This is a genomic window from Ruegeria sp. CDSA193, from assembly GCF_059611885.1.
In genome coordinates this window covers 154,848-170,295 of the sequence record NZ_JBXWPN010000001.1, presented here as the reverse complement: position 1 = coordinate 170,295, position 15,448 = coordinate 154,848, and the positions used below count along the sequence as shown (strand labels likewise).

General features: G+C 54.9%; 17 protein-coding genes. 10 read left to right on the top strand and 7 right to left on the bottom strand.

Annotated features, from left to right (window positions below; translation table 11 throughout):
• Positions 1-119: 119 nt before the first annotated feature.
• From sciP to recG, 4 genes are all read left to right on the top strand, one after another.
• Complete coding sequence (gene sciP, locus AC2FLG_RS00880; RefSeq protein ID WP_281994636.1) at positions 120-413, top strand: CtrA inhibitor SciP; 294 nt, start codon at positions 120-122, stop codon at positions 411-413.
• Positions 414-495: 82 nt separating this feature from the next.
• Positions 496-1,212 carry a response regulator transcription factor CtrA gene (gene ctrA / locus AC2FLG_RS00875; protein ID WP_281972126.1) on the top strand — a complete coding sequence of 239 codons (717 nt, stop codon included), beginning with the start codon at positions 496-498 and terminating at the stop codon, positions 1,210-1,212.
• A gap of 123 nt (positions 1,213-1,335) precedes the next feature.
• Positions 1,336-3,462: an NAD-dependent DNA ligase LigA gene (ligA, locus tag AC2FLG_RS00870; protein WP_496704640.1), complete on the top strand. Its 2,127-nt coding sequence runs from the start codon at positions 1,336-1,338 to the stop codon at positions 3,460-3,462.
• Positions 3,459-5,549 carry an ATP-dependent DNA helicase RecG gene (gene recG / locus AC2FLG_RS00865; RefSeq protein ID WP_496704639.1) on the top strand — a complete coding sequence of 697 codons (2,091 nt, stop codon included), beginning with the start codon at positions 3,459-3,461 and terminating at the stop codon, positions 5,547-5,549. Before ligA ends, recG begins: the two co-directional genes overlap by 4 nt.
• Before the next feature lie 421 nt (positions 5,550-5,970).
• Here recG and AC2FLG_RS00860 read toward each other — a convergent pair whose 3' ends face one another.
• Positions 5,971-6,609, bottom strand: a complete 639-nt coding sequence (locus AC2FLG_RS00860) for a MarC family protein (protein ID WP_496700262.1) — start codon at positions 6,607-6,609, stop codon at positions 5,971-5,973.
• A 60-nt stretch (positions 6,610-6,669) separates the two neighbouring features.
• Positions 6,670-7,122, bottom strand: coding sequence for an iron-sulfur cluster assembly scaffold protein (locus AC2FLG_RS00855; RefSeq protein WP_281972123.1), 453 nt, complete (start codon positions 7,120-7,122; stop codon positions 6,670-6,672).
• A 48-nt stretch (positions 7,123-7,170) separates the two neighbouring features.
• Between AC2FLG_RS00855 and hisI the strand changes: the two genes are divergently transcribed.
• Positions 7,171-7,560, top strand: a complete 390-nt coding sequence (hisI, locus tag AC2FLG_RS00850) for a phosphoribosyl-AMP cyclohydrolase (protein WP_496704637.1) — start codon at positions 7,171-7,173, stop codon at positions 7,558-7,560.
• Between the two features lie 4 nt (positions 7,561-7,564).
• Here the strand turns inward: hisI and gluQRS are convergent, their stop codons facing one another.
• The 4 genes from gluQRS to AC2FLG_RS00830 form a co-directional block, all read right to left on the bottom strand.
• Complete coding sequence (gluQRS, locus tag AC2FLG_RS00845) at positions 7,565-8,461, bottom strand: tRNA glutamyl-Q(34) synthetase GluQRS (RefSeq protein WP_496704635.1); 897 nt, start codon at positions 8,459-8,461, stop codon at positions 7,565-7,567.
• The gene (locus AC2FLG_RS00840) at positions 8,458-9,072 is read right to left on the bottom strand and encodes a class I SAM-dependent DNA methyltransferase (RefSeq protein ID WP_496704634.1); all 615 of its coding nucleotides are present in this window, start codon (positions 9,070-9,072) and stop codon (positions 8,458-8,460) included. The genes gluQRS and AC2FLG_RS00840 overlap by 4 nt, the downstream gene beginning before the upstream one ends.
• A gap of 37 nt (positions 9,073-9,109) precedes the next feature.
• Positions 9,110-10,450 carry a methylenetetrahydrofolate--tRNA-(uracil(54)-C(5))-methyltransferase (FADH(2)-oxidizing) TrmFO gene (gene trmFO / locus AC2FLG_RS00835; RefSeq protein WP_496704632.1) on the bottom strand — a complete coding sequence of 447 codons (1,341 nt, stop codon included), beginning with the start codon at positions 10,448-10,450 and terminating at the stop codon, positions 9,110-9,112.
• Positions 10,451-10,711: 261 nt separating this feature from the next.
• Positions 10,712-11,497 (bottom strand): enoyl-CoA hydratase, encoded by a 786-nt coding sequence (locus AC2FLG_RS00830; RefSeq protein WP_282021264.1) that lies wholly within the window; start codon positions 11,495-11,497, stop codon positions 10,712-10,714.
• A 58-nt stretch (positions 11,498-11,555) separates the two neighbouring features.
• Here AC2FLG_RS00830 and AC2FLG_RS00825 point away from each other — a divergent pair, with 58 nt between their 5' ends.
• Positions 11,556-11,999, top strand: coding sequence for a PaaI family thioesterase (locus tag AC2FLG_RS00825; RefSeq protein WP_142633872.1), 444 nt, complete (start codon positions 11,556-11,558; stop codon positions 11,997-11,999).
• Between the two features lie 59 nt (positions 12,000-12,058).
• Here the strand turns inward: AC2FLG_RS00825 and AC2FLG_RS00820 are convergent, their stop codons facing one another.
• Positions 12,059-12,286, bottom strand: coding sequence for a DUF1127 domain-containing protein (locus tag AC2FLG_RS00820; RefSeq protein ID WP_496704631.1), 228 nt, complete (start codon positions 12,284-12,286; stop codon positions 12,059-12,061).
• A gap of 99 nt (positions 12,287-12,385) precedes the next feature.
• Here AC2FLG_RS00820 and AC2FLG_RS00815 point away from each other — a divergent pair, with 99 nt between their 5' ends.
• From AC2FLG_RS00815 to rpsI, 4 genes are all read left to right on the top strand, one after another.
• A complete protein-coding gene (locus tag AC2FLG_RS00815; RefSeq protein WP_496704629.1) occupies positions 12,386-13,789 on the top strand; it encodes an aminotransferase-like domain-containing protein in 1,404 nt (467 codons plus the stop codon).
• A gap of 109 nt (positions 13,790-13,898) precedes the next feature.
• A complete protein-coding gene (locus tag AC2FLG_RS00810; protein ID WP_496704627.1) occupies positions 13,899-14,330 on the top strand; it encodes a GNAT family N-acetyltransferase in 432 nt (143 codons plus the stop codon).
• Positions 14,331-14,477: 147 nt separating this feature from the next.
• Positions 14,478-14,936 (top strand): 50S ribosomal protein L13, encoded by a 459-nt coding sequence (gene rplM / locus AC2FLG_RS00805; protein ID WP_113790645.1) that lies wholly within the window; start codon positions 14,478-14,480, stop codon positions 14,934-14,936.
• A gap of 5 nt (positions 14,937-14,941) precedes the next feature.
• Positions 14,942-15,427 carry a 30S ribosomal protein S9 gene (gene rpsI, locus AC2FLG_RS00800; RefSeq protein ID WP_271947073.1) on the top strand — a complete coding sequence of 162 codons (486 nt, stop codon included), beginning with the start codon at positions 14,942-14,944 and terminating at the stop codon, positions 15,425-15,427.
• Positions 15,428-15,448: the final 21 nt, after the last annotated feature.

Here is a 15,448-nt window from a genome sequence, read left to right as displayed (position 1 = left end):
GTACGGGTTAAGAAAGACCGGCAGAATATAGGAAAATTCTAGATACTCTCAAGGGGCGGTTTCACAACACATTAAGTAGCATGGTGTCAGCTTTGTCGCAGCACGAAGAGGACCGAAAGATGTATTTGCACAAAGTAGAGGGGCCCAGGTCGGTAACCCTGCCGGATGGAACGGTTTTATCCCGGGCTGATCTGCCGCCAAAAGAGACAACCCGCTGGGTGGCATCCCGTAAAGCGATTGTAGTCCGTGGCGTTCTTTACGGATTGATCACGCTTTCGGAAGCCAAAAACCAATATGGCCTCAGCGATGAAGAATTTAATTCCTGGGTTTCTGCGGTCGCAGAACACGGAACGGACGCATTAAAGGTCACCACGATAAAAAAATATCGACAACCTAAAGGAGAGTGTGAATAAATGATTCAACGGTAACGTCAGATTAACCATTTTTGAGCAGGCTCGATTTTAATCGGTAAATTGAGCTGAATTGGAGCAGTAAATGCGTATACTTCTTGTCGAGGATGATCCAACCACGTCCAAAAGCATCGAACTGATGCTGACACATGCCAATCTGAACGTATATGCGACAGATTTAGGCGAAGAAGGGATCGACCTCGCAAAACTTTACGATTACGACCTGATCCTGCTTGATCTCAACCTTCCGGATATGAACGGGCATGAAGTGCTGCGCCAGTTGCGGGTTGCGCGGGTGGAAACGCCGATCCTGATCCTGTCGGGGGCCGACGATACAGAAAGTAAAATTAAAGGCTTCGGATTTGGTGCTGACGATTATCTGACCAAACCGTTCCATAGAGAAGAATTGGTTGCACGTATCCACGCCATTATTCGCCGCTCAAAAGGGCATTCTCAATCCATAATCCACACCGGGCGCGTTGCAGTGAATCTGGATGCGAAAACCGTCGAAGTGGAAGGCAAGGCGGTTCACCTGACCGGCAAAGAATATCAAATGCTCGAACTTCTGAGCCTTCGAAAGGGAACAACCCTGACTAAAGAGATGTTCCTTAACCATCTCTATGGGGGAATGGATGAGCCCGAATTGAAGATCATTGACGTCTTTATCTGCAAATTGCGCAAAAAACTTAGCAATGCCACCGACGGCGCAAATTATATCGAGACCGTCTGGGGCAGGGGATATGTGTTGCGCGATCCTCAGAAAAACAGCGTCGACGAACCTCGCATTGCGGTTGGCGCCTAGGCGCGCAAGTTTTACGTCGCCAAGGGTCCGGGGCGACACCCTCGCTCACTGAACAGCACGTCTGGACCTAGCCATGCCCTCGCCCTATCACTGAACTCCAAGAACATTTGACGGGGCGAGGGCATGAGCAATTCCATTTCTGTATCAGACCTGACGGAAGATCAGGCACGCAATGAACTGGCGCGGCTGGCTGGGCTTTTACATCATGCGAACGCATTGTATCACCAGAAAGACGCCCCCGAGATTTCTGATGCCGACTATGATGCGCTGAAACTCAGAAACTCAGAAATCGAGTCGCGATTTCCGCAACTCAAGCGATCTGACAGCCCATCGGATATCGTTGGTGCCCGCCCCGCCGATGGGTTCTCCAAGATTTCACATGCCGTACGCATGCTGTCTTTGGGCAACGCTTTTCAAGACGAAGACGTCTCTGATTTCGATCGGTCCGTCCGAAAATACCTAGGGTTGGATGACGAGACGAGTTTGAGCTATACGGCTGAGCCCAAGATCGACGGTCTCTCCCTTTCGCTTCGGTATGAGAGGGGTAGGCTTGTCCAGGCGGCCACGCGGGGAGACGGAGAAGTCGGGGAAAATGTTACCGCAAATGCGCTAACCATATCGGATATTCCACAGGTAATCACCGGCGCACCAGACATCCTTGAGGTTCGCGGCGAGGTCTATATGTCTCACGACGACTTTGATCGTCTAAATGAGAGCCAGTCCAAGAAAGGCGAAAAAACCTTCGCCAACCCGCGAAATGCCGCCGCCGGATCCCTTCGTCAGTTGGATTCCGCAATTACCCGTTCTCGTCCCCTCAAGTTTTTTGCTTATGCCTGGGGGGAGCTGTCTGAGCCTCTGGCAAGCACCCAATACGAAGCCATACAGCGCCTGAAGGAATTCGGATTTTCAACCAACCCGCTAACCCGTTTATGCGCGGATACAAAGCAGATTCTGGATCACTATCGCAGCATCGAGCTGCAGCGCGCGACGCTTGGATATGACATTGATGGTGTGGTCTACAAGGTAAACGATCTTGCGCTGCAATCACGGCTTGGGTTCCGATCCAGCACACCACGTTGGGCAATTGCGCATAAATTTCCGGCCGAGCTTGCCTGGACCCGTCTTGAAACGATCGACATTCAGGTTGGCCGCACCGGCGCGCTGAGCCCGGTGGCCAGGCTGCACCCGGTTACTGTCGGCGGTGTGGTCGTGTCGAACGCAACGTTGCACAACGAAGATTACATTTCTGGTAAAGACGCAAAAGGCGGCGAGATACGCGAAGGCAAAGACATTCGGATCGGCGACTGGGTTCAGGTTTATCGCGCCGGCGATGTGATCCCGAAGGTTGCCGATGTAGACATTTCGAAACGCCCGGATGATGCCGAAAAGTTCATCTTCCCGGAAAAATGCCCCGAATGTCACAGCGATGCGATCCGCGAGGAAGGTGACGCGGTCCGTCGCTGTACCGGCGGTGTTATCTGCCCTGCGCAAGCCGTTGAGAAATTGAAGCATTTCGTCTCACGCAAGGCGTTTGACATCGAAGGGTTTGGAGCAAAGCAGATTGAGATGTTCTATGACGATCCCGATCTGCCAGTTCGGACCCCGGCTGATATTTTTACTCTGAAACAACGAGATAGTGCGAACCTGAACAGGCTGGCTAATCGCAAGGGATGGGGGGCGCAGAGCGCCACCAATCTGTGGCAAGCGATTGATGAAAAACGAGTTATTCCACTGGGTCGGTTGCTGTTTGCACTGGGCATTCGACATGTCGGCGAGGCAGCGTCGAACCTAATCGCAACGCATTACGGATCATGGGATGAGCTGGAAAAAGCGGTTACCATAGCGCATAGTCAGACCGGGTCAGAATGGGATGAGCTGCTGAACGTTGACGGTGTTGGTGAGGTTATGGCCCGCGCATTGGTTTCAGCCTTCGCCCAACCTGCCGAACGGCAGAGCATCGACGATCTTGTGGCTCAGCTTGATGTCCAAGACGCGAAACGGCCCGATACCTCGGGTAGCCCCGTTGCGGGAAAGACCGTGGTTTTTACGGGATCGCTTGAAAAGATGACCCGCGCCGAGGCCAAGGCTCGTGCCGAGGCATTGGGCGCCAAAGTGTCGGGATCGGTCAGCAATAAAACCGATCTTTTGGTTGCAGGACCGGGTGCTGGATCAAAGGCGAAAAAGGCGGCTGAACTTGGTATTGAGACGCTCGACGAAGATGGCTGGTTGCAGCTGATCGACGGCAAATGAGTGGTCGGCCCGAATCTCTGTTCCCGCTGTTTTCGCGGCTGGAAACGCTTGACGGCGTGGGGCCGAAAACGGCTCAGGTCTTGGCGCAGTCAGGTGTCGAGACCCCGCGCGACGTCTTGTTCGGGCTGCCTTATGCGGTGATTGATCGGCGCAGGCGCGATACCATTCAAGGCGTCGATTTGCCCTCGACGCTGACCGTAGAAGTCACCGTTGGCATCCATCGTCCCCCTAGAAACAAGGGCGGTGCGTATCGTGTCCATGTTGAAGACAGCCAGACTGAATTTCAGTTGGTGTTCTTTCATGCCCGCGGCGATTACTTGCAAAAAGTGCTCCCTCAGGGCGCGCGCAGGGTGATTTCTGGCAAGTTAGAGCTGTTCGACGGGATCGCTCAGATGGTCCACCCGGATCACATGCTGCCGCCAGCGGATGCGAAGGATATCCCTGAGTTTGAACCTGTCTATCATTTGACCCAGGGGCTGACCCAGAAAACTGCCTTCAAGGCGGCGCGTAGCGCGGTTGCACTCTCGCCGGAATTGACGGAATGGATTGATCCCGCGCAGGTCGCAAAAGAGAACTGGCCAGACTGGCTGAGCGCTGTACATGCAGCGCATAATCCGCAGGGTGCGGATGATGTAGCGTCTTTTTCTCCAGCGCATGAGCGTTTGGCCTATGATGAGCTGTTCGCGCATCAACTGACCTTGGCATTGGCCCGCCAAAGAGAGCGCAGGGTCAAGGGGATCGCCAGCGCTGGTACGGGCAAGCTGCAATCCCGTGTGTTGTCGAACCTGCCATACAAGCCCACCAACGCCCAACAGCGCGCTATTCAAGAGATCGCCGGGGATATGGCCTCGGATACGCGCATGAACAGATTGCTTCAGGGGGATGTTGGGTCCGGCAAGACTCTGGTTGCGTTCATGGCACTGCTGGTCGCGGTCGAGGCGGGCGGGCAGGGCGTCATGATGGCCCCTACCGAGATACTCGCTCAGCAGCATCTGGAAGGGTTGCGCCCCCTCGCCGAAGAGGCGGGCGTGGTTCTGGAAATCCTGACCGGTCGCGACAAGGGGGCGGATCGGCGTGCCAAGCTGTTGGCGCTTCAACGGGGGGATATTCACATTCTGGTGGGCACTCACGCCGTATTTCAAAGCGATGTCGCGTTTCAGGAATTACGGCTGGCAATCGTCGACGAACAGCACCGATTTGGGGTCCGTCAACGCATGGAGCTGTCGGAAAAAGGCAGGGGGGCGGACGTTTTGGTCATGACAGCAACGCCTATTCCACGCAGTCTTGCCCTGACTCAATACGGTGACATGGACGTGTCCGTGCTTGATGAAAAGCCGCCGGGGCGAAAACGTGTCAAAACAGCGGTTGTGAGCACTGAACGGATTCAAGAAGTTGTCTCGCATCTGCAAAAAGCTATTGCTGAGGGCCGCCAATGCTATTGGGTCTGCCCGCTTGTCGATGAATCCGAAGTATCGGATCTGACCGCTGCCGAGGAACGGTTCAAAAGGCTGCGTGCCATTTTGGGGGACGGGATAGTGGGGCTGGTTCACGGCCAAATGCCGCCCGCCGACAAAGACGCAGCGATGAAGGCATTTCAGCAGGGGCAAACCAAAGTTCTGGTGGCGACCACGGTAATCGAGGTTGGCGTGAATGTTCCAAATGCCTCGATCATGGTCATCGAAAGGGCCGAGATTTTTGGCCTGGCGCAGCTGCATCAGCTTCGCGGTCGTGTTGGGCGAGGCGAGGCAGAATCGACATGTCTGCTGATGTATCAGCCACCCCTCGGCGAAGGGGGGCGCAAAAGGCTGGAAGTTCTGCGCGAAACAGAAGACGGGTTCAGAATCTCAGAGACGGATCTGCAAATGCGTGGAGCGGGCGATCTGATCGGTACCGCGCAGTCAGGTCTGCCAAAGTTCCGTATCGCCGATTTGGAAAGGCAGGCCGGTTTGATGGCAGTTGCGCAGTCTGACGCAAGGGCTCTGCTGGGCGTGGACGCTAAACTTGAAACGCAAAGGGGCAAGGCGGCTCGTGTTCTTTTGTGGCTGATGAAACAGGATCAGGCAATTCGTTTGATATCAGTTGGTTAGGCGAAAGTGGGAACATTAGTTCACAAATGTTCTCAAAAAGTTCTTTACCAAGACAGCAAAATATGAGAACAAAAGGTCAACAAAGGATTAAAACCCTGACCGGAGGAACCCATATGCTGACCCAGATCAAGACCACCCTAAGTCGTTCCCAGTCGACGCTGTTGCAGGACGCAGCAGGTGCGGTTGCACTAGTGGTCATACTTATGGTCGCACTTCATCTTCCCGGAACGTATTAAGCCTTTCTGCCTGCGATCTCGTGCCGATCACGCCGCGCTTGTCATCCCCATTTCAATCAAGGGTGACCTGCCTGTCCCAATACCCTTGAAGGGCCATGCCTCGGCCCCGCGCGGATATCCGGACCCCACATGAGAAACGCATTACCTGCCGCCGCCCTTTCCGCCCGAAAGGAGCGGCGGTTTTTTTAAAGCTGGCCGGTTTTCATAATTTCCAACAACGCCGACAGAACCGAGTTTACTGCGACCGATGCCAGGATCATCCCCATGACACGGCTGATGATGGCGGCGCCTGAATGGCCGATCAGCCGAATGATCGGTTCGGCCAGCAACATCAGGACAAAGGCAATCGCAACAACCGACAGCATGACCAAAGCAGTGATCCCCTGATCAGCAACACTGTACCTGTTGTTATCGGTCAAGATGACGATGGCCAGCATCGCACCTGGTGAGGCAAGCGAGGGGACGGCAAGAGGAAAGATCGCTGGGTTGTGTTTGTGGAGTTCGTCTTTAATGTCGTCCTTGGCGGCGCGCTGCTCGACTTCCTGTTTGGGCTCGCCAAAAATCATGGTCAGCGCGAACAGGAAAAGGATAATGCCGCCAGCGACTTGAAAAGAGTTCAGGCCGATATCCAGCGCCTCGATTAGCAGTTGCCCGAAGACCAGGAAAAACAACAGAATCCCGGCGCTTATAAGCGAGGCCACAAGCGCCATTTTGCGGCGTGCAGCGGCCCCAAGCCCTGCAGTAACGGCGATGAAGACCGGGATTGTTCCAATCGGATCAATAACAACCCAAAGCGTGACAAAATGCTCAAGTAAACCGTTCAAAACTGGAATTCCCTTCGTTTATTCCGAAAGGCTATAACGTTTCGCCCGTCAAAACCATGTTTAGGCGCAATTTGCACGTTCCGCCTGTTCAAATGCCTCTGCGGTTGCATCAAGAACCAGCAGGATCGAGGCATGACGGTTCTTATATTCCCGTGCGGGCATCAAAACCTCAAGCCCATCAAATGGGGCCTCGGGTGCCGATCCATCCTTTTTCAGCATCGCGGATAGTTGCTCGCGCGCCTTTTCGACCTGAGCACGCGTTGTTCCGACGATTGCCCCGCCAACAACCGAAGCGGAGGCCTGTCCCAAAGCGCAGGCTTTCACGTCCTGACCGAACTCTGAAATTCTGCCATCCTGAACTTTGACATCAACCGTGATGGTCGACCCGCATAGGGGCGAGCGTTTTTTCACCGTAGCGTCAGCATCATCAAGCCGGCATAGGTGTGGGATGTCAGCAGCAAGGGCCAGAATTCGGCCAGAGTATAGCTTTATCAGGTCATTCTCGCCGGACATGGCTTTCCCTCGTTGAATGTTCCCAATACATAGTGGCCATCCACCGGGATGCAAAAGGTTTTTGTCATGTCTTCTTCAGTCGCGTTCAATGCATCGAGTTTGAAATTCAACGAGGCTGGGCTGATTCCAGCCATCGCTCAGGACGAAAATACGGGCGAGGTATTGATGATGGCCTGGATGAACCAGAGCGCCATTGAAAAGACGCTCGAAACCAGACGCGTTACCTATTGGTCCCGCTCGCGCCAGTCATTCTGGATCAAGGGCGAAAGCTCGGGCCATGTGCAGGAATTGGTTGATCTCCGCGTGGATTGTGACCGGGATTGCCTGCTTGTTCTTGTGCGCCAGACCGGCCCGGCCTGCCATACCAACCGTCGGTCGTGCTTTTACACAGCGGTCAGAGACGGGGACGAGGTCGAAATCATGACCCCTATGGCTTGATCGGTCAAAGCCCCACCATCGCCCGAATATCTTCGGGCGTCGCCCCTTCGTCGCGGAACTTGGCAATGGCGCGCGCATCGTCGCGTTTGGCCAGCCGTTTGCCGGCCTGATCGCGTATCAGGCGGTGATGCAGGTAGATGGGTGTCGGCAAATTCAACAACGCCTGCAGCAGCACGTGGATACGTGTGGCTTCGAACAGATCCTGACCGCGAACCACATGCGTAACCTCCTGAGCCGCGTCATCCAGAACGACCGACAAGTGATATGACGTGTCCATATCGCGGCGCGACAGAACAACATCCCCGATCGTGTCCAACATCTCTGCCTGTGTGAACCGGACACAGCCGAACTCAGCGCCTGGATCTTCTCCAATCTCTTGAAACGATGCGGTGTTATTATCGCTCTGAAACAGGCTGGATGTTTGTTGCAAAGCTTCGGCCATATCCAATCGCAACGGAATACTAAGCGGGCGTGGTTGACCCGATGAACCCTGTTGTTTCCAACGTGTGCGACACGTTCCCGGATAGATAATCCCGTCCGGACCAAGAAGTGGGGCTCCTTCCTGGGGAGCGCTGGCCGCGTTGGCGATGTCTTTTCGGTTGCAGCTGCACGGGTACAGCAGCCCCCGCGACCACAGATCGTCCAGCACGGAATCATAGATTGCGGTTCGCGTGGATTGGCACAGCACCGGTTCAGGCCAAGACAGGCCAAGCCAATGCAAATCATCGTAAATCTGGGTTTCCCATTCCGGACGCGAGCGAGATCGGTCGATGTCCTCGATTCTCAGCAAAAACAGCCCATTATTCGACTTTGCAAAATCATGGGCCAAAATCGCCGAATACGCGTGGCCCAGATGCAGTGGTCCTGTGGGCGAAGGTGCAAATCTTGTTACTAAAGTCACACTTTTTCAACAATATAGACGTCAGACTTCATGTCCATTCCCGGAAGGTGCGGGCCGTATTCGCGGAACAGCAATCGTGCCGCGCCCATATCCAGCCAATCGCTGAGGCGAACGGTATAGCTGTGATCTTCAAGCGTATGATCATTAAAGGAAAAAGCAATAAGGCCGCCTGACGGTAACGCGTTGATGAGCATATCCAAAGTCTCAGGTGGTGCGGCACCCACGCCGATGACCCCGATTGCGGTGATGACCTTATACGCGCCAGACTGCAGAGGGCTGGGATCTGCGATGTCAAAGCTGATCAGGTTGCGATAAACCCCTTTGGCCTTGGCGCCCTCTAACATCTGCGGGGTGGGGTCTATTCCATCGACGACCTCAAACCCGACCGCGTTCAGCGCGACACCTGACAGGCCGGTACCGCAGCCATAGTCCAGAATTGGGGTTTTGGGCTCGGGCAGTTGCGACCAGAGAGCCCGGGCGATACGTCCCGGGGTCGCATAACCGTTTGACCCAACCTCATCATCATAAGACGAGGCCCATTTTTGATAATGTGCTTTGGTCGCCTGAGGCGAATCCAGCCCATAGACATCCTTTAGGAATTTATCGCTCATACCGATATGTTAGGACGTCGGGGCCGGACCCGTCCAGTCACCAATGCGCCAACCACTTGGTCCATTCTTCCTTGGCCCGGTCAGTATAGGCCTTGTAGCGGTCTTTTCGGCCACGCCGACCGCCTTTTAACCCATCGACAGGACGGAACAGACCGAAATTCACGTTCATAGGCTGGAATGTCTTTGCCTCGGCACCGCCAGTGATGTGGTGGATCAAAGCGCCCATGGCACTGTCCTGCGGAACTTCGGGAACGGTACGGCCCAACATCTCGGCAGCAGCCAGACGTCCGGCCAAAAGACCCATCGCGGCGCTTTCCACATAACCTTCGACACCGGTAATTTGACCAGCGAACCTGATATTGGGCTTTGATTTCAGTCGCATCTGGGAATCCAGCAATGTCGGAGAATTGATGAACGTATTGCGATGAATACCGCCCAGCCGCGCAAAACTGGCATTCTCCAACCCCGGAATCATGCGGAACACATCGGTTTGGGCTCCGTATTTCATCTTGGTCTGAAAGCCGACAATGTTGAACAATGTTCCTAGCGCGTTATCCCGGCGCAGTTGAACCACCGCGTGAGGCTTTACCTCGGGCTGATGCGGGTTCGTCAGGCCGACCGGCTTCATCGGTCCGTGGCGCAACGTTTCACGACCGCGCTCGGACATAACCTCTATCGGAAGACAGCCATCGAAATAGCCTGCGGTCTCTCCTTCATGGAACTCGGTCTTATCGGCGGCCAGCAGGGCGTCGATGAAGGCGTCGTACTGGTCTTTGTCCATCGGGCAATTCAGATAAGCGGTCCGCTCTTCTTCGGTTTCGCCCTTGTCATACCGCGATTGCATCCACGCTTTGCTCATGTCGATGCTGTCTGCGTAGACGATCGGTGCAATGGCATCAAAGAACGCCAACGACTCGGCGCCGGTTTCCGCGCGGATTGCTTCTCCCAATCCAGCAGACGTCAGTGGGCCGGTGGCGAAAATCCATTGGCCGTCATCGGGCAGGGCGGTCACTTCTTCGCCAGTGATTTCGACAAGGGGGTGAGCCTTTAACTTGGCCGTCACAGATTCCGCAAACGGATCGCGATCCACAGCCAATGCGCCCCCGGCCGGAAGTCGGTGCGCATCTGCCGTTTTCAAGATCAACCCTTCGGCCTCGCGCATTTCCCAATGCAGCAGTCCAACGGCGTTCTGTTCGTCATCATCCGACCGGAATGAGTTCGAGCAGACCATCTCGGCCAAGTTGCCGGTCTGATGCGCAAAAGTTCCGACTTTTGGGCGCATCTCGTGAATCACGACCTCGACGCCCATTTCCGCCGCCTGCCAGGCAGCCTCGGACCCGGCCATGCCGCCGCCCACGATATGCAATTTCTGTGTCATAAGCTGCCACATAGGGCACAGAAGATCGCAACGCAACACAGCAGCGATGGCGCACGGGAAATCATGTTTTCAAGGGATTTTTGGGGTCGCCGATGCGGGAATGTCTGCGCCAGTGAGAGAAACCAGCTCGGAGGGACCTTCCGCCCACGGCGACCCAAAAAGTGTTCAAGGCATTAGCCTCGTCTCAGCATTGCCACAGTAACGCCCATTTGAAAAGTCCAAAAATGGCGACATTGCGGAAAAATATGCATGACAAATTCCTTATTGGCTCCAATTTGGATCTCTTTTTCCGATAAATGCAGATATTCCTTCTTCGGTATCCCGATGCATCATATTCTGAGCCATTACCTCGCCGGTATAGGAGTAGGCCTGATCCAATGGCATATCCAACTGGCGGTAGAAGGCCTGTTTTCCGACTTTCACGGCAGATCCCAGTTTGGAGGCAAGCTGCTCGGCCAGTGAAACAGCCTCATGCTCCAACAGCATTTCTGGCACCACGCGATTGACAAGACCCAGCTCAGCAGCTCGTGACGCCGGAATGAAATCCCCGGTCGTCAACATCTCGAAGGCGTGTTTGCGTGGAATGTTTCGGCTAAGAGCAACCATTGGAGTCGAACAGAACAGCCCGATATTCACACCGTTTACGCCAAACCGCGTCCCTTCAGCAGCTACAGCAAGATCGCAGGTTGCAACCAACTGGCATCCGGCCGCCGTAGCAATGCCGTGCACCTGGGCAATAACCGGCTGCGGAAGCGACTGAATTGAAAGCATCATTTTCGCACAGCGATTGAATAGGTCCTGGAAATAGGCTTTACCGCCGTCTTCAGACTGGCGCCCTGCTGTCATCTGTTTCAGATCATGACCCGCACAAAAAGCTTTGCCTTTACCAGAAAGGATCACCGCCCGGATGGAACTGTCTTCGCGCAGGGCATCAAGTTCAGTCTGTAGCGCAGCCAGCATTTCGTCACTTAGGGCGTTGAGTCGGTCTGGCGCATTCATTGTAAGCCTAGCCACGGCGTCTGCGTCATTTCGTTCCAGAATTCCCATCTTGCCCTCCGATCTGATGTGAGGCCAACTCTAGGTCGGCAAATCCAGGAGGGGAAGTATGTCATTGGCAATGAATCGGGAGGAACTGGAGGATTATATGAGCCAAATCTTCCCCCAGGTCAGTCAGGATTATTCGGTCCAGGATCTGACCGAAGAGTCCATCGTCATGAGACTTGCCGTTGGCGATCGTCATTTGCGCCCCGGTGGGACCGTCTCGGGGCCGTCTATGTTTGGATTAGCTGATGTAAGCGTTTACGCACTGATCCTGGCGCGCAGGGGCCAGCAGTCTCTGGCCGTGACAACCGGTTGTTCAATGGACTTCATGCGTAAACCGGATGGAAATGCAGATTTGATTGCGCGCTGCACCTTGCTGAAGCTAGGAAAAACCCTTGCCGTAGGTGACGTTCTAATATTTTCGGAAGGGTCAGACAAACCCGTCGCACGCGCAACGATGACTTATTCTTTGCCACCAGAGGGGTCAGCTGCGGCAGCTTTTGGGTGAAAAAATGGCCGGGATAAACCCGGCCAAGGAAGAGGTCCCATATAGGGACTGGGGATTACCTAGCCCTGCCAAAAAGGGCGTTCGACCTCTCGTCTGGCCTGATAATTAGTCAGGCCCACATCCTTCAGCAGCCTGTCATCGAGATTGGACAAGTTAATTCGGCTGCGGCGTTGCCGCTCCCATTTTGTGACCGTCGCCGCAAACCGCACGGCCAGTGCGGCAATCAGCGGCAGCCGGGGGCTGTCGTTAAGCGCTATCAGGGCGGGGTTGTGCATTGCGCGTGTCATCTTGGGGTTCCTTTCAAATTGTATTGACACAAACGTAATATGTTCGGTATGAACATTTGATACATTCATAATTGTGCTGCAATCAAAGGAAGAATTGTAATGGATACAATTTGGCCAGAGTCACTGCCTAAATCCAAAGGGCCAAAATATACACTGGTCGCCGATACAATTCGAAAAGCTATAGATAACAATATTTTGGAAGTCGGTACAAAGCTGCCGCCGGTGCGGGAACTTGCCTATAGGTTACAAATCACACCGGGCACCGTTGCGCGCGCCTATACGATACTCACAGACGAAGGTCTGCTCAGCGCCGAAGTAGGACGTGGTACATTTGTGGCCCCGCCCAAGGCGCCTCTGCTCGATGATGTCTGGGCTCGGCAACTTCATCTCAGAGATGACAAATATGACGCCAATGTCAGCCTGTTCAGCCCAAGGCTCGCCGATATGGGGCAGGTGGCCCTGATCCGCGAATGTATGCAGAAAGTGGCACAATCCGATCCACGCCTGTTTATGAACTATCCAACCCGCGATGCGTATAAACCTATGCGACAGGCTGTTGTAGATTGGCTTTCCGATTTGCCATTGGGACCAATTTCGCAGGACGATATCGTTCTGACCCACGGCGGACAAAACGGCCTTTGCCTTGTATTTCAGACAATATTACGCGGACCAAAGCCGATCGTTCTGGTTGAGGATCTGTCATATGCGGGGTTCCGACGGGCCGGTGAGTTGATGCGTGCAGAGGTCGTTGGCGTAAAGATGGACAAATGGGGCGTGGATCCCAACGCTATGGAGCATGTCCTTCGCCAGTCGGCGGCGCAGGCCATATGTGTCTCACCCGAGGTTCAAAATCCGACCGGCTCACATACACCACTGGAACGCCGCAAAGAAGTTGTGGAAATCGCGCGGCGGTTCGGCGTCCAGATAATCGAGGACGACTGCTACCGCATGGGTGATGCAAGAGCGCCCAGCTATCGCGCCCTGGCGCCGGAAAGGGGATGGCATGTGTCGTCGATCTCGAAGATCTTGACGCCCGCACTGCGTGTCGGGTTTGCCATAGCGCCGCGCGAGCGCAGCGTTGATCTGCGCCGTTCAGCGGAATATGGCTATTTTGGCCTTGCTCAGCCGCTTGCCGAACTGGCGCGGCTGATGTTGTCTGATCCGCGGACGCGCCAAATCGCAAAAGATGTCCGGACCCGGATGGGGGAATATGTGCGCGTGGCCGTAAACGCCCTGGGTGGGTTCGACCTGAACTGGGCCTCAGATGTACCTTTTGTCTGGCTGAACTTGCCTTCTGGCTGGCGAGCAGCTGCGTTCAGCCGCGCGGCCGAGCGAGAGGGAATTCAACTGCGGTCTGCCGATGAGTTTGCTTTGCGTGACGGGCGCGCACCCAATGCGGTTCGCATAGCCATGAACGGGCATGTATCGTTGGATCAATTCGAGGACGCAATGCAGCGTCTCAGGCGTCTGCTGGATAATCCACCCGAACAGATTTCGGTGTAAGGGGACGCTTAGTGGATATTCGGGAAATGCGGGGCAGGGGATTTGTCGTCACACCTATGCTCAAAAGTGACTTCGAAGACCTGCACCTTGCAGCCAGCGATCCGTTGATTTGGGCGGGCATCCCGCCAAATCCCGCCATCAGAAAGAAGTTTTCGCCCCTTATTTCGATTTTCTGTTGAGCGCAGGTGGGTCAGTGACAGTACGCGAAGAGGCGACAGGCCGGGTCATCGGGTGCTCTCGCTATTATGAGCCTCCCGAAGTTCCCGGGGGCATCGGCATCGGATACAGCTTTATCACCCGTGATCACTGGGGCGGAGCCAGCAATCGGGCGATCAAATCGCTGATGGTAAATCAGGTGTTCGGCGAACTGGATGAGGTCTGGTTTCATATCGACCCAACCAACTTGCGTTCACAAAAAGGGACCGCGAAACTTGGGGCGCGGTACGTTGATACCCAGCAACTTGTTCTTGGTACCGGGGCTGGGCAGTGGATGCGTTGGGTATTGACGGAAAAAGATTGGCAAAAACATGGGGTAAAATAATACCTATTTTGTAATACATTGTTTTTGCTAAGTTAAAACTGATTTGTGTGTATTGACCCGCCTTTCGCGTGGGTTTAAACCCCATCCATCGAATTCGGACCGCTCCGTATGGGGGCGGTCTTTCACATCAAACAGGACTATCCTGCCATGAAAACCTTTTCTGCAACACCTGCAGACATCGACAAGAAATGGATCCTGATCGACGCCGAGGGCGTTGTTCTGGGCCGTCTTGCCTCGATCGTCGCCATGCGTCTGCGTGGCAAGCACAAAGCGTCGTTCACCCCGAACATGGACATGGGCGACAATGTCATCGTGATCAACGCTGACAAAATCCAGATGACCGGCAAGAAGCGCGAAGAGAACTTCTACTGGCACACTGGCCACCCGGGCGGCATCAAGTCGCGCACCAAGCAGCAGATCCTCGAGGGCAAATACCCCGAGCGCGTCGTGACCCAGGCGGTCAAGCGCATGCTGCCGGGCAACCGCCTATCGCGTCAGGTTATGACCAACCTGCGTGTTTATGCCGGTGCCGAGCATCCCCATGAGGCGCAAGCGCCCGAAGTTCTGGATGTTGCATCCATGAACAAGAAAAACACCCGGAGCTAATGACCATGGCTGATCAGATCAATACTCTCGAAGAGCTGAGCGCCGTAGCAGGCGTTGAAGTTGTGGCCGAAGAAGTCATCGTGCGTGAACCCGTACGCGACGAACTGGGTCGTGCCTATGCCACCGGCAAGCGTAAAGACGCTGTTGCCCGCGTTTGGATCAAGCCGGGCTCCGGCAAGGTCACCGTGAACGGCAAAGACCAGGATGTGTATTTTGCACGCCCCGTTCTGCAGCTGATCCTGCGCCAGCCTTTCCAGGTTGCCGGCGTAGAAGGTGAGTTCGACGTTGTTGCAACCGTCAAAGGCGGTGGCCTGACCGGTCAGGCCGGTGCGGTCAAGCACGGCGTGTCGAAAGCGCTGCAACTGTACGATCCCAGCCTGCGTGGCGCACTGAAGGCCGCTGGCTTCCTGACCCGCGACAGCCGCGTTGTGGAACGTAAGAAATACGGTAAGCGCAAAGCGCGTCGTTCGTTCCAGTTCTCCAAGCGATAATCGCTCGTACGAACTTTTAAG